Consider the following 19,346-nt stretch of genomic DNA (forward strand, 5'->3'; position numbering starts at 1 on the left):
TTACTTAACTGCTTTCGGTTTCTTTACTGGTTTTTGTAATTTTTGGTTTTTATCACTTAGTTTTAAAGATAACTCTTCGTTTAATATTTTCTTTTTTCTAGGCAATGAATCTTTTTTGATTTTTTTAAATCTGTAAAGGTTCTCTAAAGAATCTAAATTAGTTTTCACTTCTTTTAAAATCTCTGCATACTCTTCAGATAAAGAGGTGTAATATAGGTTAGAACTTTTAAAACGCGTACTATCTATTTTATATTTACGATACACTAACCCCACATAATTTTTTTCTTTTTTCAAGAATTTATTCTTCACATTTTTAGCAGAAGATGCTATATACATATCTGTCAACAAAGTAACCATCGAATCTTTCGGAATTAAATCTTTAGGTGCTTTATAAAATGTGTTACTTGTACATGAAACAAATAACGTAAAGAGCGTTATGTAGAAAAATTTTTTCATCTATTTTTTAAATTCTAATCGTTTTCCTTTGGTTTCTTCATCAAAAACACCGTTTACAAACATTAAGTTTCCGTTTACAAAAGTATGTGTTATTTTATGTGAAAACTCAACGCCTTCAAAAGGAGACCATCCGCATTTATATAATATATTTTCTTTGGTAACCGTCCAATTATCATTCGTATCTATCAATACTAAATCAGCAAAATATCCCTCTTTAATAAATCCGCGATTTTCTACTTTAAATAATTTTGCAGGATTATGACACATTTTTTCAACTGCTTTTTCAATTGATAAAACTCCTTCTTTTACTTTTTCTAAAACGGCAGGAATCGCGTGTTGCACTAATGGACCACCACTTGGTGCTTTCATATACACATTATCTTTTTCTTGTAAAGTATGAGGTGCATGATCGGTAGCAATCACATCGATTCTATCATCTAGCAAAGCTTTCCATAAGCCATCTTTATCTTTTTGAGATTTAACAGCAGGATTCCATTTAATATGAGTTCCCTTTTTATCATAATCCTTATCTGTAAACCATAAGTGGTGTATACAAACCTCGGCGGTAATTTTCTTTTCCTCTAACGGAATATCATTTCTAAATAAATGTGTTTCTTTTTCTGTTGATAAATGAAAAACATGCAACCTTGCCCCAGTTTTCTTAGCCAATTCAATAGCTCTTGAAGAAGATAAGTAACAAGCCTCTTCACTTCTAATAACTGGGTGGTATTTTAACGGAATATCATCGCCATATTTAGCTTTATATTCTTCCGTATTTTTTCTAATCGTTGCTTCGTCTTCACAATGTACAGAAATTAACATATCTGTTGATGAGAATATCTTCTCTAAAACAGCTTCATTATCAACTAACATATTTCCTGTTGATGAACCTAAGAACAACTTAATTCCAGCTACATTTCTAGGGTTTGTTTTTAACAACTCATCTAAATTATCATTTGTTCCACCAAACATAAACGAATAGTTCGCATAAGATGTTTTTGAAGCAATCTTAAATTTATCTTCTAATAATTGTTGAGTCGTTGCTTGCGGCACCGTATTGGGCATTTCTATAAAAGATGTAATTCCACCCGCAATTGCTGCCTTACTTTCGGTTGCTATATTTGCTTTATGAGTTAAACCTGGCTCTCGAAAATGCACTTGATCATCAATCATACCCGGAATTAAATATTTACCTGTAGCATCAATAACTTCTACATTTGAAGTTGCCGAAATTTCTACTGAAATTTCTTTTATATAATTTCCTTCAATTAAAACATCACCTTTAAAAACCTTGTTTTCGTTAACGATGTTTGCATTTTTAATTAAATATGATTTCATAATTATTTTGGTAAACCTTTTAATCTCATTTTTATAACTCCGAATACTGCTTCTTTTATAATACCAGAACTTAGTTTCGATTCTCCTAAAATCCTATCAGTAAATATAACTGAAACTTCTTTTATATTAAATTGATGCTTCCATGCCTTAAATTTCATTTCTATTTGAAAGGCATATCCTATAAATTTAATTTTATCTAATTTAATAGTTTCTAAAACTTTTCTTTTATAACAAACAAAACCAGCTGTAGTATCGTGAATTGGCATTCTTGTAATTAATCGCACATATTTTGATGCGAAATAAGACAGTAAAACTCTACTCATTGGCCAGTTAACAACATTTACTCCAACAGAATAGCGAGAACCTACAGAAACATCTGCACCATGAATTGCACAAGAATTGTATAACTTAATTAAATCGTTTGGGTTGTGCGAAAAATCAGCATCCATTTCAATTATAAACTCGTAACCTTTATTTATAGCCCATTTAAACCCATGAATATATGCTGTTCCTAATCCGTTTTTGCCTGTTCTTTTTTCAATATAAAGTCTATTCGGATATTCTTTTTGCAGTTGCTCTACTATAGCGGCTGTGCCATCAGGAGAGTTATCATCAACAACTAAAATATCAAACTCTTTTTCTTGCTTAAAGGTTGCTTGTATTATCGCCGCTATGTTTTCTTTTTCGTTATAAGTAGGAATTATAACTAAAGCGTCTGATTTCATGTAATTTTCATCTAAATCTAAGCAAATATACACTAAATTATCACTAATTTTGTGTTAATTAAAAGCATTAAAAAAATACATTTGCAAGCAATTGAACGTCTTATATCTAATAATAATTGGATTACTTTAGTAATTATATTTGCGGTAATTTTATTAGCAATAATGAAATCACTTAAACCAAATAAGTTATTAGGATATGCCCTTGCGCCCTTTACGCCTGGTTTTTTTAAAAAAAAATAGAAAAAAACGCTTCTTTTTACACTCCTTTTTCTTTAACACTTTTCTTTTTCTCTGCAATTGTAATTTCTTTATTTTTATTTTTAATAATAATTTCTACCACGAGCAATCATAAATTTTTAAGTTATTTAGTAGTACTAATTTTTACTGTTTTTTACTTTGCTTTTAAATACTTTTTAGACTTTTTATTAGCTAACATTATGGGGATCAACACCATTGCTAAATATTTCATTCATATAAAATCAGGTTATTTAAACAGTCTTGCTTTATGGTTGTTTCCTGCTTTAATACTCTATTTATTTAGTTTTAACAACCGCGCGTTTCTATTAACTGTTTTTGGTATCTTATTTATTTTCAGGGCTTTTTTAATCATTAAAAACAACAAAAAAATAGTTATACGTAAGTTCTTTTATTTTATTTTGTACTTTTGCACCCTTGAAATAGCACCGCTATTAATTGTTTATAAAATAACAACGACTACGTAAAGAGAAAAATATATGAAAGTGAAAACTATTTTAGTCTCTCAACCTGCTCCTAAGACGGAAACGTCTCCTTACTTTGACTTAGCTGAAAAACAAAAAGTGAAAATTGATTTTCGCTCTTTTATTCACGTTGAAGGTATTGATGGAAAAGAAGTTAGATCTCAAAAAATTGACTTAAACAACTATACTGCAATTATTTTAACAAGCAGGAATGCTGTAGATCATTTTTTCAGAATTGCTGAAGAAATGCGTTTTACCGTTCCCGACTCTATGAAATACTTTTGTCAATCAGAAGCTGTTGCTTATTATTTACAAAAATATGTAGTGTACAGAAAACGTAAAATTTATGTTGGTACTAGAACTTTCCCTGAACTAACTAAATTGATAAAAAAGCATAAAGACGAGAAGTTTTTATTACCTTCTTCGGATAAATTAAAACCTTTAATTCCTGAGGAGTTAGATAAATTAGGTGTTGATTGGAAACGTGCAGATTTATATAGAACTGTAGTTAGTGATTTATCTGATTTAGAAGATGTTTTTTATGACATCTTAGTCTTCTTTAGCCCTTCGGGGATTGATAGTTTATTTGAAAACTTTCCAGACTTCAAACAAAACGAAACAAGAATAGCTGTTTTTGGTAACACAACTATTAAAGCTGTTGAAGATAGAGGTTTACGTGTAGATATTGCTGCACCAACACCCGAAACGCCTTCAATGACAATGGCTTTAGATAAGTATATTAAAGATTTTAATAAAAAGTAACAACTACTTTTATTCACATAAAAAAACCCATCAAAATAAAATTTGATGGGTTTTTTATTTGCAACAGTAAGTACAAAGTAGCTAACACGTCTAAGCCATAGCGTTTAAAAATTTAACTCAATGATTTTACTACTCTTGTTTATTGCCGCTTGTTTTTTAGCATATAGTAATGGTGCAAATGATAATTTTAAAGGTGTTGCAACTTTATTTGGCTCCGGAACTACGAATTATAAGAAAGCAATTAATTGGGCTACAATTACTACTTTTTCAGGTTCTATTGCTGCTATTTTTTTAGCAGAAGAACTCGTTAAAAACTTCTCAGGAAAAGGTTTAGTTCCTAACGAATTAATACAAACACCTATTTTTGCAATTTCAATTGCCCTAGGGGCTGCTTTAACTGTTTTTTCAGCAACCAAAATTGGTATGCCAATTTCTACTACTCACAGTTTGGTTGGCGGTTTATTTGGTGCCGGCGTAATGGCTGTTGGTACTGAATTCAATTTTAACAAACTTGGTAGTACTTTTCTAATGCCTTTAATTGTAAGTCCGCTTATAGCTGCAATTTTAAGTTTACTTGCTTATCTATTATTTAAGTTTTTACGAAAAAAAGCACCCTCTTTAAATAAAGAAAATCCAACCTTATTCACGATTAACTTTTCTAAACTTTTAGATTCTTTACACTATTTAAGTTCTGGTGTTGTAAGTTTTGCTAGAGGATTAAATGACACGCCTAAAATTGTTGGTTTACTAATAATCATTAATACTATTGATATTAAATGGAGTATGATCTCTGTTGCCATTATAATGGCACTAGGGGGTTTATTAAATGCAAAGAAAGTAGGAGAAACAATGAGTAAAAAAATCACAAAAATGAATCCTAGTCAAGGTCTTACAGCAAATATGATTACCGGTTTACTGGTAACTACCGCCAGTGTTCATGGCTTACCTGTTTCAACAACACATGTCTCTGTAGGTTCTTTATTTGGTATTGGTACAGTTACCAAAAAAGCAAATTATAAAGTAATCGGGAAAATTATTTTATCTTGGGTACTTACTTTACCTATTGCTGCATTTATGAGTGCGATTATTTTTAAAGTATTAGAAACAATAGCGTAAAAATCATTACTTTTATTTCATATATTTTAAAACAATCTTATTTTATATTTGATGGATAAATACCTCAAAATCATAAAAAATTCTTATTCCGATTATTGGAATTACCTCAAACAATCTGTATTTATGGAATTGAATTGGGAAAATTACTTTTACGGATTAATTGCAATCTCCTTGGTTGTTTGGGTTCTTGAAATAGTTTTTCCTTGGCGTAAAAATCAAGCAATATTTAGAAAAGATTTTTGGCAAGATGTATTCTATATGTTCTTCAATTTTTTCTTATTAAACCTAATTGTTTTAATTGCTTTATCTAATTCAGCCGCACAAATTTTTAACGACTTCTTAGGTTTTTTTGATTTATCTATAACAAGTTTTCAACTTTTTAACGTCAACGAATTTCCTTTTTGGCTTAGAATTTTCACCTTTTTTATTATTATTGATTTTGTACAATGGTTTACACATACACTTTTACACAAGTATGAGTTTTTATGGAACTTTCATAAGGTACATCATTCTGTAAAAGAAATGGGATTTGCTGCGCATCTAAGATATCACTGGATGGAGCCCGTTGTTTATAATTCTATGAAATATATTCCGTTGGCTATAATGGGTGGATTCACGGCACAAGATGTTGCCTTGGTTCATTTTTTTAACATTACTATTGGCCATTTAAATCATGCTAACATTAATTGGGATTATGGTTTTTTAAAATATATTCTAAACAATCCGAAAATGCATATTTGGCACCATGCTAAAGAACTTCCCAAAGAAAGAAGTAAAGGTGTAAACTTCGGGATTACATTAAGCATTTGGGATTATATTTTTAAAACAAACTACATTCCTCATTCTGGTAGAGATATTGAAATTGGTTTTGATGGAGATGAGTATTTTCCTAAAAGTTTTATTGGGCAAGAAATATACCCTTTAAGTAAAAAGTAATTCGTTTAGTTGTAATTTATTGAGCATATAATTCTTTTAACAACCTTTCTGCTGGTTTATTTTGAGGTGTAAACCTATTATTATCTTCTCCTCCAACTTCATTGTGTTTATGAAACCATTTCCACACAAATCCGCCAGCAAACCATTCTTCTTTCCAAAATTGATTATAAATAGCTTCTGTTGCATTTCTTTGCGCTTCTAAATTTACTTTCTCTACTACTCTGTTAGATTCCCACGGTTTTATTCCGTTATAATCAACACTTCTGTAGCCATATTCTGTAAATAAAACAGGCTTATTAACCTGCTCTCTAACACTTATAATTTCTTTTTTATGTACTTGCCAACCCTTTTCAAAATCTTCTGTAGTTGCAGATTTTTTATCACTTAACGGAAAATAAGCATCAATACCAATATAATCTAATTGCTCCCAAAAAGAAACTCTTTTATACTCATCCCAATTTGCAGCATAGGTAAGTTTACCGCTATAAACAGCTCTAATATTTTTAATTAATTGCAACCAAAAAGCAGGTCTATTTTGAACAAAACGCTCTAATTCTGTTCCGATACAAAAAATATCAGCTTTTAAACTCTGCGCTGTTTTTGCATACGTTAAAATAAATTCTGAATACGAATCTTCTAAAATCTTCCAATTTTCTTCTGATTCCATTTTTATGTTCCCTGTAAACTCACCCTTCCAAACCCATATTTGCGGTTTTATCATTAATTTCACATTGCTTTTCTCAAATTCTTTTCCATATTGCAGGATTCCTTTTTCAGTTTCGCCAAACCACTGTCTATTGGTATTATGAATTATTTTTGGAGATGACAAATCTTTAATAAATCCAAAAGGCATTAAAGCCACGTAATTAGCTGAAACGTTTAAAACAGGAGTAACATGTTCATTGGTGATTTTATCTGGAGAAGCCACAAAACTAAGTCCGTTTATTTTTTTTATTTGACTTTTACAAGACAAGCATAAAAGACATATTATAAAAAATTTAACTACTTTCATAACTCCTAAATTAGTGTTTTTTTTAAACAATTAACATCTTTAGAGGCCAATTATTAGGTTTTTTAAAACCACATATTAAAATTCTTGCCGTATTTAAACTCATTCTAAATTAATTTAACCTATTAAGTTATTAACTTTAACCTCGACCAAACTGCAAATCAACTTTTATGGAACACGTTGTTATTATTGGTAATGGAATTTCTGGTGTTACAGCTGCAAGGCACATTAGAAAATTATCAGATAAAAAAATTACCATTGTTTCTGCGGAAACAGATTACTTTTTTTCTCGAACTGCTTTAATGTATGTATACATGGGGCACATGAAGTTTGAACATACACAACCTTACGAGTCTTGGTTTTGGAAAAAAAACAATATTGACCTTAAAAGAGGATTTGTTACAGAAATAAATTCTGCTAATAAAGAACTTGAATTTAAAGACGGTGAAAAACTTTCTTATGACAAATTAATTATAGCAACCGGTTCTAAACCTAATAAATTTGGTTGGCCTGGCCAAGATTTAGATGGTGTTATGGGAATGTATCACAAACAAGATTTAGAAAAACTTGAAAAATATGCCCCCAATAATAAAGCATGCAAAAGAGCTGTAATTGTTGGTGGTGGATTAATTGGTATTGAGCTTGCCGAAATGTTACATAGTAGAAACATACCTGTAACGTTTTTAGTTCGTGAAAAGAGTTTTTGGAACGGTGTTTTACCTTCCGAAGAATCAGAAATGATTAATAAAGAAATTTTAGACAATCATATAGATTTGCGTTTAGGCACTAACTTAAAAGAAATTAAATCTGATGAAAACGGACAAGTAAAATCGATTATAATTGCAGAAACCAATGAAGAAATTGAGTGTAATGTTGTTGGTTTAACCGCAGGGGTTTCTCCTAACGTTGATTTTTTAAAATCTTCTGAAATAGAAATTGATAGAGGCGTAAAAGTAAATCGCTTTTTAGAAACCAATATTAAAGATATATATGCGATAGGTGATTGTGCAGAACAACATTTAGCTATTGGCCAACGAAGAGTAATAGAAGCCGTTTGGTATACTGGAAGAATGATGGGCGAAACAGTGGCCCAAACTATTTGCGGAAATAAAATGGCTTACAAACCGGGCCATTGGTTTAACTCTGCTAAATTTATAGATATAGAATACCAAACCTACGGTTGGGTTTGGGCGCAACCAAAAGAAAATGAAGCCCGCTTTTATTGGGAACATGAAGATGGTAAAAAATGTATTCATATAAATTATGATAAAAATACACACAGGTTTATTGGCATAAATAACTTCGGAATTAGAATGCGTCACGAGTTTTTTGATAAAATATTAAACGAAAAACGCTCTATAGAATATGTTTTAGAACATTTGGCTGATGCCAATTTCGATCCTGAATTTTACAAACTACACGAGCCAGCAATAATTGCCAAATTCAACAAAGAAAACAACACTAATATTCAGCTGAAAAAGAAAAGTTGGAAACGAATTTTTAGTAAAGCATAAAAATATGAAAATAGTAAAACAATCAGGTTTAATCATTTTTTTAGTAGGATTAGCCATCTTTATAGGAACTATTTTCACAGGTTCTTTCAGTTTAACAAAAGGAGAATTAGATACTTTTTTAAAAGAACAAAATTATAAAAGTACCGTTATAGCTGACGAATTAACAAAGGCTGTTGTAACCTCAGAAGATTTAAATATCTTTCAGTTTTCGAGTCGTGTTATACAAGCTTATGAAAACTCTAATAATTATTATGATGCCCTTATAGCAAAATACGACGCTGAAAAAAATTGGGACAAAAAAGGGGCCCAATTTCAATATAAAATCTCCGGAAAACTGCATAGTTTAAGTTTTACACTTGCTAAAAAATCAGGAAAAGGGTTTGCTGTTGAAAACACAGGTTTAGCATGGTTTTTAACTTTTGGCTTGGGTATTCTTGGAGCTTTGTTATTTATAGTTCCTGATGTTATTATACTAGGAAAGCCAGGAATAAAAAACAATGGAATATTTTTAAATGCAGCTACCAATCGTGGTTGGATAGGTTGGTTTGCTTTTGTCTTTTTGGTTACTTTTTATGTGCTACTTTATTTTTATCCTGATTTTATTGTAAACTGGGTTTATTTGGTAGATCCTATTAGCCAATCTATTAGTAATAATCCGGCAAGTCAATGGTTTCTATATGGTTTTTTATATTGTGTAGTTATGACTGTTATGGCAGTAAGAATGTACATAAAATACCGTCATAATAAATATCAAATTTTAAGGACAACCTCTGTTTTATTCTTTCAAATTGTATTTGCTTTTTTAATTCCTGAGATTTTAGTTCGTTTCGAAAAACCTTGGTATGATTTTAAAAATGCCTTTCCTTTAGATTATGATTTCTTTTTTAAATGGAACTTAGATGAGCTACTTTCTAGTGGTGGTTTTGGTTTATTTATTTTAGTATGGGGAATTGTTTTAACTATTGTAGTGGTACCAGTAATGGTATATTTCTTCGGAAAAAGATGGTATTGTTCTTGGGTTTGTGGTTGTGGTGGTTTGGCTGAAACTTTAGGGGATCCCTACAGACAACTTTCTAGTAAAACATTACTTTCTTGGAAAGTAGAGCGTATTGTAATTCACTCTGTACTTGTTTTTGTTTTAGTAATGACCGGTTTTGCCTTATATACTTTCTTTTATGGTGCCGACCAGGTTTTAGGTATTAAAACACAAACAATTCAAGATATTTATGGCTTTCTTATCGGTGCTATTTTTGCAGGTGTAATTGGAACTGGATTTTACCCGATTTTTGGTAATAGAGTTTGGTGTCGTTTTGGATGCCCGTTAGCAGCGTATTTAGGTTTTATCCAACGTTTTAAATCTCGTTTTAGAATTACAACTAACGGTGGTCAATGTATTTCTTGTGGAAACTGTTCTACGTATTGCGAACAAGGAATTGACGTAAGAGCTTATGCTCAAAAAGGAGAAAACATTGTACGATCTAGCTGTGTTGGTTGTGGTATTTGTTCTGCTGTTTGTCCTAGAGGAGTTTTAAAATTAGAAAACGGACCAGAAGAAGGAAGAATAAACCCTACGGATGTATTATTAGGTAACGATGTTGATTTAATGGAGTTAGTTAACAAGAAATAATACTCCGTTTTAATCAAATAATAAAAATATTCGACGCTTTCGTTAAACATAATATAAGATATTTTTTAGCCCTTATGAGAATTCTCATAAGGGCTAAAAAATGTCTTATAAATTAATTTTATGTGATAAGCTAAATAGAATATTTAATAGGTACTGCTCTATAAACACTTAAAAAAATAGTTATAAAATCTGGTGTCTGTTTTCATCCAGAGTGATAATAACATCTCTAAAAATCATTTTAAAGTTAAGGGTTTAAGAACAGGATAAACTTTTAAATCTAACACAAGTTATATGGTATTATAGAGTGATAAGCGTTTAAAATCAACTATTACATCAATAAATAAAACCTATGTTATTTGTAATTCGGAGTACTTAAATCACCTAATGTTAAACTTATTAAAGTTATTAGCTTTTAAACCAACTTTTCTTCAAGCCTTATATTAACCCTTTCATAAGTACTTTACTCTTTCAGATAGACAAGGAAACATCAATTATAATGTATATGGAAATTAGAGTTTCTCTAAAAAAAAATAAAGCCACAGAATAAACCTGTGACTTTAAATATCAAACAAACTAACACTAATTTTTTATAAATTTGGTAGTAATACTCTATCGATTACGTGAACTATTCCGTTTGTAGTTTGTACATCTGGAATAACCATATTTGCTGCATCAGCTCCATTTCCTGCTCCAGTAACTGTAAGTAAGCCGTCAGTAAAAGCACCTAAAGTTAATGCGTCTCCACCAAGCGGAGTTACTGCTCCTTGATTTAGCTCAGATGTAAACCTACCATCGTTTGCTATTACGTGATTTAAAAGTACAGCTGTTACCACATCTACTGGTAATTGACGAATATCAGATGGTTTTGTAAAAGTTAATCCTAATGCAGCACCTAAATCAACAAAAGCCTGATCTGTAGGAGCAAATACTGTAAATGAAGGGCTACCTGGCGAAGCTGAAAGTGCTCCAACTAAATCCGTATAAACTACAGCCTCTACTAAGTAAGTTAATTCTGGAGCTGTAAAAACCTGAGCGCTTTGAAGTGCTAAAGCTGTTTGTACAATATCTGCACCAGAAGCAATCATAACTTTATCAATTACATGAACAGTACCATTACTTGCCGAGATATCGGTTGCTAATATTTTAGAACCATTAATATAGGTATCTCCATCACGAGAAACAAAACGTCTATCAATACCAAGAGCTGATGTTGATGAAACATCTTCTGAAATATCAGCCCCTAATAAGTTTCCGTTAGAAACGTGGTATAATAATGTATTTGTTAAAAATGATTTTTGAAGAGCTCCTAAAGTTTCACTATTTAAACCCAATCTAGCGAAAGCATCGTTCGTTGGCGCAAAAACCGTATAATCTCCAGAAGGATCATTAGGATTAGAATTACTTAACACTCCTGCGACACCTCCTGCTACAGCGGCAGATTCTAAAGTACTAAAAGCTGGGTTTGTTACTGCTATATTAGCAATTGATGGTGTAATATCCTCATAACTAGATGATGATTCACATGAACTTAATGTACCAATGGCAATTGCTGACACTAGCATATATTTAAAAATAGATAAATTTTTCATAATTGTATTTCTTTTATTTATTAAAATGAGTAAACTAATCCACCATAAAAACCGGTAGATTTTCCGATATTTCTACCTGTAAGGTAGCTATTAACTCCTGCTGTTAAACCTACACCTCCGTATAAAGGAGCGTAACCATTAACACCTACTCTTGTGTAGTTTACACGTGTTGCAGGGAAAAAACCTACAAAACCTTCGCCTAGAATATCTACACCTTCTTTATCTGATAATTGATTAGCAACAAAAGCATCTACATAAAATTTTGATGCAGCATACCCTAACTTTAATTCAGTTATTAAAGCATTTGGCACATTACTAGCTCTAAAACTATAACCAGCCTGCCCTGTTACAAAAATTCCTGAATTCATTTTAAAAGTTGCAATTCCTAAAGCACTAAATCTAAAAGACTCATTACCTATAGCAATAATAGACTGTAATCCCTCATTTGCACTGTAATCACCTAAAGGAGTTTCTACACCTACTGATCCAATAAAATCTAATGAACTTTTTTCGAAATCAATCGTATGAAATTTATACTTTGCATAGATTTTTAAATCTTGCAATCCTTTTCTTTCATTTTCAAAGCCATTGTTTGCTAATTCTGCACTACTTGCATTACCTTCTGATTTAATATAAGGTACGTTTAAAACAATATTAAATTTATCTGTAACACCTATTTCTCCATAAAAAGAAATACTTGTTGTAGTTACATCATTAAATACTGGTACTCCATCAGCCTCATTAGGTACTAAAAATACTTTATCATAAGACTCGTGAGAATAAGATAAGACTAAAGCGCCTTCTCCTTTTTTCTTCATAAATCCACTTACTGGGCTCTGAGCCATACAAAAAGTGGTTAACATCATGCATACTACTGCAAGCGCTATAACTCTGTCATTTTTTTTAATTGTCATAATTATTTTGTTTTATGTGTTAGTGACATCAATATATACGAAAAAAAAGTAATCATGGTTTTTTTTATTTTAAAAAAACTTTAATTTTAAAAATTACGTACCTATAATAGGTACTAGAATAAGTTACTCAATTAAAAAAATAAAGTAATTTGTTAATTAACGGTTAGCTATTCGACTATCTAATTTTAAATCAATACAAAGCAACATATAAAAACTACATTTTATGATTCTTAAATATGCCTTATCCCTTTTTTTAGTTATAACCTTAGCACAAGAAGAGAAAGAATTTGTTCGAATTTTTGATGCGCAAGAAAATTTACAATCGCAAGGTTGGATGTTAAACAATCAAAAGGTAGATTTTTGGACTTTTTATCACCCAAATGGTAATATTTCAAAAAAAGGACATTATAATCACGATAAAAAAACCGGATATTGGTACTTTTACAACGAAAATGAGATGCTATTAAAAGAAGGCGCTTTTACAAATGATAACGCTAACAATTGGTGGATCTTTTATACCGATAAAGGAAAGAAAAAAATTCAGTACAAAAACGGAGTCAAAGAAGGTTATGCTTTAGTTTACAAAAACAACTCTCTTGAAAAAGCAGAACGTTACTCTGAAAATGAAAAAACTGGAGAATGGACTTCTTATGTAATATTTAAGAAGGATAATCCAAATATAAAATTTTAATGAATCAATTAATTAAAGTTATTATCCCTGCTTACAACGAGCAAGATTCAATAGCAAATGTCATTAACGATATTCCATCAATTGTAGATGAAATAATTGTTATCAGCAACAACTCTACAGACGCAACAGAGCTAAATGCCAAAAACGCAGGAGCTACAGTTTTAAAAGAAAACCGAAAAGGCTATGGCTATGCTTGCTTAAAGGGAATGAATTATATTGCTGAACAAAAAAACAAACCCGATATTATTGTTTTTTTAGATGGTGATTATTCTGATTATCCTGAGCAATTAATGGAACTTGTTCATCCTATTATAAACGACAACATCGATTTTGTAATTGGTGCCCGTGTAAAAGAACTAAGAGAAAATGGCTCTATGACTCCACAACAAATATTTGGTAACTGGCTAGCTACTTCATTAATGTCTTTATTTTTTGGAGCAAAATTCACAGATCTCGGTCCGTTTAGAGCTATTAAATACAACAAACTACTGGACTTAAATATGGAGGATAAAACTTATGGTTGGACGGTAGAAATGCAATTAAAAGCATTGAAACAGCAATACACATATACAGAAGTTCCTATGAAATACAGAAATAGAATAGGTGTATCTAAAGTTTCAGGTACTGTAAAAGGTAGTATATTAGCGGGCGTTAAAATATTAAGTTGGATATTTAAATACAGTTTTAAATAATGGTTGTAGAGTATATTATAATAGTGATTTATGCTATTTCGTTAATTTTAATTTTTATGTATGCTTTGGCGCAATTAAACTTATTGTTTAATTACTTAAAGGCTCAAAAAAAGAAGATAACTCTCCTAAGTTCGATTTCTCTAAATCCTCAGAAGTTCCTTTTGTAACCATTCAATTGCCTGTATTTAACGAGTTATATGTAATGGAACGTTTGTTAACTAACATTGCAAAAATTAAATATCCGAATGAAAAATTAGAAATTCAGGTTTTAGATGATTCTACAGATGAATCAGTAATTTCTACTGCTAAGCATATTGCTCAACTTCAAGAAACTGGATTAGACATTGTACACATCCGAAGAGAAAATCGCCAAGGATTTAAAGCAGGAGCTTTAAAAGAAGGTTTGGAAGTTGCCAAAGGAGAATTCATTGTTATTTTTGATGCTGATTTTTTACCACAAGAAAATTGGTTAGAACAAACAATTCCGTATTTTAAAAACCCTGAAATTGGCGTAGTACAAACTCGCTGGGGGCATATCAATAGAAATTATTCAACCTTAACTAAAATCCAAGCATTTGCCTTAGATGCTCATTTTTCTTTAGAACAAGTTGGTAGAAATAGTAAAGGTCATTTTATTAACTTTAACGGAACAGCTGGTGCATGGCGTAAAGAATGTATTTTAGATGCCGGAAACTGGGAAGGAGATACCTTAACCGAAGATATTGACTTGAGTTATAGAGCACAGCTTAAAAACTGGAAGTTTAAATATTTAGAACATGTTGAAACTCCTGCAGAACTTCCTGTTGTTATTAGTGCAGCAAGAACCCAACAATTTCGTTGGAATAAGGGTGGCGCAGAGAATTTTCAGAAAATGGGAAAACGCATTATTTTAAATAAAAACGTTTCTGCAAAAACTAAAATTCACGGACTTTTACACCTACTAAACAGCTCTATGTTTACCTGTATTTTTTTAGTTGCTGTTTTAAGTATTCCGATGTTATACATTAAAAATGAATACGCTCATTTAAGACCTTTCTTTTACGTGATGAGTTTTTTCGTTTTAAGTTCTATCATATTTTTTATCTGTTATTGGTTTATGTATAAAAAAAATAACGGCGGCGGATTTAAAAATTTTATAAAATACATTGGTGCTTTCTTTACATTTTTTACCATTGTAATGGGCTTTTCTTTACACAATACCATTGCTGTTTTAGAAGGTCATTTTGGTAAGAAAAGTGAGTTTGTTCGTACACCAAAATTTAATATAAAAACACTTAAAGACGGTTGGAAAAACAATAAATATGTTAAAACTAAGGTTTCCTTAAACGTAATTATTGAGGGATTATTAACATTGTATTTTATCTTTGGTATGTATAGTGCTTTTGTTGTTGGTAACCAAGATGGTGATTTCGGTTTATTTCCTTTTCATTTGATGTTAACTATCGGATTTGGATACGTTTTTTTTAAATCACTTTTTTCTAAAGCCTAATGCTTTTCTGGAAAAAATATAGCTGGCTACTACTAACTTTTATTAGTGGTATCCTTTATTTTTTATTTGCTTATTTTTTAGAAAGAACTGAATTTTCGAAGTTACTTTTTTTGTGGTTTTCTTTATTTTTGATCACCTACTTTTTATGGAAAAACAATAAAAACAACTTTATACTTTTAGCCAGTATTTCAATTTTATTTCGATTGATCTTTCTTGTTGCTACTCCAAATTTATCACAAGATTTTTATAGATTTATTTGGGATGGAAGAATGATTTTAGAAGGATTAAATCCGTATTTATCATTACCCAAAACATTTATAGAACAACAAACATATCCTATAAACCAAGCTGTTGATTTATACAAAGGAATGGGCACAATGAACGGAAGTCATTTCACCAATTATCCACCTATAAATCAATTATGTTTTTTAATTGCGGCTATTTTCGCTAACAAAAGCATTTTAGGCAGTGTAGTTATAATGCGTGTTATTATAATTTTGGCTGATGTAGGAATACTTTACTTCGGAAAAAAACTATTAGAAAAACTAAAATTACCAATTCATAACATTTTTTTATACATTTTAAATCCGTTTATAATTATTGAGATGACGGGCAACTTGCATTTTGAACCTGTAATGTTGTTCTTTTTAGTGTGGAGTTTATACAAATTACAACAACGAAAATGGATTTGGGCTGCAATACTGCTAGCTTGTTCGGTTTCTGTAAAATTAGTTCCTTTACTATTCTTACCATTGTTTTTACAATGGTTTATAAGCCCTTTACACACAAATAACAAAAAAATTATTAGATGGATTGGCTTTAAATTTCGTCCAAAAGAATTACTAAAACTAATTTGTTTTTATCTGGTAGTTATAACAGTTACACTTTTATTGTTTCTTCCTTTTTACACCTCAGAATTAATTACTAACTATTCTAATTCTGTAGGGTTATGGTTTAGGAATTTCGAATTTAATGCTAGTTTGTACTATATAGCTAGAGAGATTGGGTATCTATTTAGAGGTTATAATGAAATTGCCGTAATCGGTAAAATAATGCCGATTACGGCAATTTTATTTTTAATTGCTATCACTTTTATTAGAAATAATAAAACGTTTACACAATTACTAACAGCCATGTTATTTGGCTTGTCGTTCTATTACTTTACCGCAACAACAATGCATCCTTGGTATATTGCTACACTTTTAATTTTATCACTATTTACAAAATATCGATTCCCTGTAATTTGGAGTATCGTAATTATTTTTAGTTATCAAGCATACGCTAATCAACCTTGGAAAGAAAACCTTTGGTTTGTTGCTTTAGAATATATAGTTGTATACGGTTTTTTGTACTGGGAATTATACATAAAAAAACCCACTCAATAAATTGAGTGGGAAAAATTGCTATGAAAAAGAAAAAGTAGTGGTTTTAAAGCCACTAATCAAATATAGATAACTAGTTTCTTTTAAACAAATACTTTTTAATAAAAATTAACCTTTAATTTACATTTAAGTTACACTCTTATTACTTTATTATTTTTTAATTTATATTGTTGTTTACTTTCTATACATAGCGCATCTCCATTATCATTAAATTCTAATCGATGCCCGTATTCACTAACCCAACCTATTTGCTTTGATGGATTACCAACAACCAACGCATATGGTAACACTTGCTTTGTAACCACAGCTCCTGCACCAACGAATGCATATTCACCAATATCATTACCACAAACTATAGTTGCGTTAGCGCCAATACTAGCGCCTTTTTTAACCGTAGTTTTTAAATACTGATCTTGCCTTTTAATAGCACTTCTAGGGTTAATAACATTTGTAAAAACCATCGATGGACCTAAAAAAACATCATTTTCGCAAATAACACCTGTGTAAATAGATACATTGTTTTGAACCTTTACATTGTTTCCTAAGACTACCTTTGGTGAAACTACCACATTTTGACCTATATTACACTTATTCCCAATTTTACAATTTGACATGATATGGCTAAAATGCCAAATTTTGGTTTCTGAACCTATACTACAGTTATCATCTATTACCGCTGTTTCGTGCGCAAAAAAGTTTTTTGTTGTATTCATACTAACAAAAATAAAAAACTCAACCTAAATAGTTGAGTTTTTAACTTTATTCTACATTAAAAGTAATAGGTAAAGTATATTTTACTTTAACAGGAGTATTATTTTGCTTTCCTGGTGTAAATTTTGGAATTTTACGCACCACTTTATTTGTTTCTTTTTCTAATCTTTTATGTGGAGCTCTAATTTTTACATCAGATATAACACCAGATTTATCAATTATAAACTGCGTAAATATTTTATATTTCCCCGACCTTAACCCTACATCTTGTGCTAATTCTACATTAAAATAACGCTGAACATGTTGTTGAATTTTCTTCTCAAAACATTTTTTATTTTCTTCTTCGGATAAACCTTCACAACCTTTAAAAACGGGTCTGTTTTGAACGTTATTTATAGACATCGTATTTTCAACTGAAGGAATTACTGTTGGAGCTGTTTTTTCAGGAACTGCAGCTATTTTTGGTTTATCATCAACTGGTATTTTTATTAATGTTTCAACAAGCTTCTCAGTGTTTTTTACAATTTTGGGTGGAGCAATTGTTTTAATAACTTGTTTCTCTACCACTTTCTTTACCTTCTTTTCGATTTTTTTAATAACAACAGGTCGCGAAAATGTAAATACGGTTTCTAATGTATCATGATTTGTAAAGATTGCTACATTTAAATCTTTCTCTGTTTCATGTTCTAATGAAACAAAAACTACAAATAATGTAAGTACTAAACCTAATTGCGTAAAAATTGATGAGAATTTTTCTAATTGTTTTCTTGGGTTCTTTTTTTCTTCTTTCATAGTTCTTAATTTTTTAAGTTAATACTATGTTAAAACCAAGAAGTGTGCCAATAAAAAAAGCAACCCAATTTGGGTTGCTTTTTTTATTTTATTATGTAAGTTAACTTACTCTACATTAAAAGTAATAGGTAATGTATACCCTACTCTTACTGGTCTACCTCTTTGTCTACCTGGTTTCATTTTAGGAATTTTATTCGCTATACGAATAGCTTCCTTTTTTAACCTTGGGTGAGGAGCTCTTGCGTTTACACTAGTAATAGAACCATCTTTATCAATTTTAAATTGAACATAAATTCTTTTTTTACCTGGTGCTAAACCTAACTCATTTGCTAATTCTGCATCAAAATAACGCTGAACGTGCTTTCTTAATTGTTTGTTTAAACAAGCTTTCTTTTCTGCTTTTGAACCAGTACATCCTGGGTAAATTGGCACTTCTTCAATAATAGAAAAAGGTACATCCTCTACGAAAACTTCTTCTTCAACTGCCTCTTCAATGTCTTCAACTACAATTTCTTCAGATTCATCTGTTTCAGTAGATTCGATAATAGTTTCTTCAACTTCCTTCTCGTCTTCTACGATTTCAATTTTTTCTGGTGCTGGTGGTGGTGGTGTATTTGGCTTTGGCTTTGGTGGCTCTACAATAAGCTCTATTGTTTCTTCTTCAATTTCAGAAGCCATATTAGCCATTCCTAAATCTCCGTATTGCTTATCATATGTTTTGTTTTCAATTGCAACATATGTTATAAATAATGCTAAAACCAAACCTAACTGCATAAACAGTTTACTATAATTCTCTAAGTTTGACTTTGGATTTTTCTTAATTTCCATCGTAAATATTTTTTAATAGTTCGCTAATTTAATTAAATTATTTTAACTTTTACAAG

General features: G+C 30.5%; 18 protein-coding genes and 1 pseudogene. 10 read left to right on the top strand and 9 right to left on the bottom strand.

Translation table 11 applies throughout. The annotated features are described in order from the left end of the window. Genes RRF68_RS08355 through RRF68_RS08365 form a run of 3 tightly spaced genes read right to left on the bottom strand, consistent with a single transcriptional unit; the run spans position 1 to position 2,519 of the window. A complete protein-coding gene (locus RRF68_RS08355; protein ID WP_315944064.1) occupies positions 1-456 on the bottom strand; it encodes a DUF4296 domain-containing protein in 456 nt (151 codons plus the stop codon). Then, a complete protein-coding gene (locus tag RRF68_RS08360; RefSeq protein WP_315944065.1) occupies positions 457-1,794 on the bottom strand; it encodes a dihydroorotase in 1,338 nt (445 codons plus the stop codon). Positions 1,795-1,796: 2 nt separating this feature from the next. Continuing rightward, positions 1,797-2,519 (bottom strand): polyprenol monophosphomannose synthase, encoded by a 723-nt coding sequence (locus RRF68_RS08365; protein WP_275315021.1) that lies wholly within the window; start codon positions 2,517-2,519, stop codon positions 1,797-1,799. A gap of 236 nt (positions 2,520-2,755) precedes the next feature. Between RRF68_RS08365 and RRF68_RS12810 the strand changes: the two genes are divergently transcribed. From RRF68_RS12810 to RRF68_RS08380, 4 genes are all read left to right on the top strand, one after another. After that, positions 2,756-3,241 carry a DUF4271 domain-containing protein gene (locus RRF68_RS12810; protein ID WP_410016844.1) on the top strand — a complete coding sequence of 162 codons (486 nt, stop codon included), beginning with the start codon at positions 2,756-2,758 and terminating at the stop codon, positions 3,239-3,241. Positions 3,242-3,253: 12 nt separating this feature from the next. After that, the gene (locus RRF68_RS08370; protein WP_218771678.1) at positions 3,254-4,000 is read left to right on the top strand and encodes a uroporphyrinogen-III synthase; all 747 of its coding nucleotides are present in this window, start codon (positions 3,254-3,256) and stop codon (positions 3,998-4,000) included. Positions 4,001-4,120: 120 nt separating this feature from the next. Continuing rightward, positions 4,121-5,116 (top strand): inorganic phosphate transporter, encoded by a 996-nt coding sequence (locus tag RRF68_RS08375; RefSeq protein WP_275315022.1) that lies wholly within the window; start codon positions 4,121-4,123, stop codon positions 5,114-5,116. A 51-nt stretch (positions 5,117-5,167) separates the two neighbouring features. Beyond that, a complete protein-coding gene (locus RRF68_RS08380; RefSeq protein WP_315944066.1) occupies positions 5,168-6,052 on the top strand; it encodes a sterol desaturase family protein in 885 nt (294 codons plus the stop codon). A 16-nt stretch (positions 6,053-6,068) separates the two neighbouring features. On the opposite strand, the gene RRF68_RS08385 is transcribed toward RRF68_RS08380, so the two are convergent. Then, positions 6,069-7,064, bottom strand: a complete 996-nt coding sequence (locus RRF68_RS08385) for a glycoside hydrolase family 113 (protein WP_315944067.1) — start codon at positions 7,062-7,064, stop codon at positions 6,069-6,071. Between the two features lie 167 nt (positions 7,065-7,231). On the opposite strand from RRF68_RS08385, the gene RRF68_RS08390 reads away from it, so the two are divergent. Further along, positions 7,232-8,575 (top strand): NAD(P)/FAD-dependent oxidoreductase, encoded by a 1,344-nt coding sequence (locus tag RRF68_RS08390; RefSeq protein WP_218771682.1) that lies wholly within the window; start codon positions 7,232-7,234, stop codon positions 8,573-8,575. A gap of 4 nt (positions 8,576-8,579) precedes the next feature. Then, positions 8,580-10,202 carry a 4Fe-4S binding protein gene (locus tag RRF68_RS08395; RefSeq protein WP_315944068.1) on the top strand — a complete coding sequence of 541 codons (1,623 nt, stop codon included), beginning with the start codon at positions 8,580-8,582 and terminating at the stop codon, positions 10,200-10,202. 587 nt (positions 10,203-10,789) lie between these two features. On the opposite strand, the gene RRF68_RS08400 is transcribed toward RRF68_RS08395, so the two are convergent. Next, positions 10,790-11,791 (bottom strand): fasciclin domain-containing protein, encoded by a 1,002-nt coding sequence (locus RRF68_RS08400; protein WP_315944069.1) that lies wholly within the window; start codon positions 11,789-11,791, stop codon positions 10,790-10,792. A gap of 20 nt (positions 11,792-11,811) precedes the next feature. Beyond that, positions 11,812-12,705, bottom strand: coding sequence for a hypothetical protein (locus RRF68_RS08405; protein WP_255554363.1), 894 nt, complete (start codon positions 12,703-12,705; stop codon positions 11,812-11,814). 223 nt (positions 12,706-12,928) lie between these two features. Here RRF68_RS08405 and RRF68_RS08410 point away from each other — a divergent pair, with 223 nt between their 5' ends. The 4 genes and pseudogenes from RRF68_RS08410 (at position 12,929) to RRF68_RS08425 (ending at position 16,962) form a co-directional block, all read left to right on the top strand. After that, on the top strand, positions 12,929-13,396 hold the full coding sequence (locus tag RRF68_RS08410) for a hypothetical protein (RefSeq protein ID WP_315944070.1): 468 nt from the start codon (positions 12,929-12,931) through the stop codon (positions 13,394-13,396). After that, the gene (locus tag RRF68_RS08415) at positions 13,396-14,088 is read left to right on the top strand and encodes a glycosyltransferase family 2 protein (RefSeq protein ID WP_315944071.1); all 693 of its coding nucleotides are present in this window, start codon (positions 13,396-13,398) and stop codon (positions 14,086-14,088) included. The genes RRF68_RS08410 and RRF68_RS08415 overlap by 1 nt, the downstream gene beginning before the upstream one ends. Then, positions 14,088-15,577, top strand: a pseudogene (locus RRF68_RS08420) (cellulose synthase family protein). Before RRF68_RS08415 ends, RRF68_RS08420 begins: the two are co-directional and overlap by 1 nt. Next, positions 15,577-16,962, top strand: a complete 1,386-nt coding sequence (locus RRF68_RS08425; protein ID WP_315944072.1) for a mannosyltransferase — start codon at positions 15,577-15,579, stop codon at positions 16,960-16,962. The pseudogene RRF68_RS08420 and the gene RRF68_RS08425 overlap by 1 nt, the downstream one beginning before the upstream one ends. A 128-nt stretch (positions 16,963-17,090) precedes the next feature. Here the strand turns inward: RRF68_RS08425 and RRF68_RS08430 are convergent, their stop codons facing one another. From RRF68_RS08430 to RRF68_RS08440, 3 genes are all read right to left on the bottom strand, one after another. Beyond that, on the bottom strand, positions 17,091-17,672 hold the full coding sequence (locus RRF68_RS08430) for an acyltransferase (RefSeq protein WP_275315032.1): 582 nt from the start codon (positions 17,670-17,672) through the stop codon (positions 17,091-17,093). Between the two features lie 46 nt (positions 17,673-17,718). Continuing rightward, positions 17,719-18,462, bottom strand: coding sequence for an energy transducer TonB (locus RRF68_RS08435; protein ID WP_315944073.1), 744 nt, complete (start codon positions 18,460-18,462; stop codon positions 17,719-17,721). Between the two features lie 105 nt (positions 18,463-18,567). Next, positions 18,568-19,290, bottom strand: a complete 723-nt coding sequence (locus RRF68_RS08440) for an energy transducer TonB (protein ID WP_218771691.1) — start codon at positions 19,288-19,290, stop codon at positions 18,568-18,570. Positions 19,291-19,346: the final 56 nt, after the last annotated feature.

It is taken from the genome of Tenacibaculum sp. HL-MS23 (assembly GCF_032463465.1).
Classification (GTDB): domain Bacteria; phylum Bacteroidota; class Bacteroidia; order Flavobacteriales; family Flavobacteriaceae; genus Polaribacter; species Polaribacter bernardetii.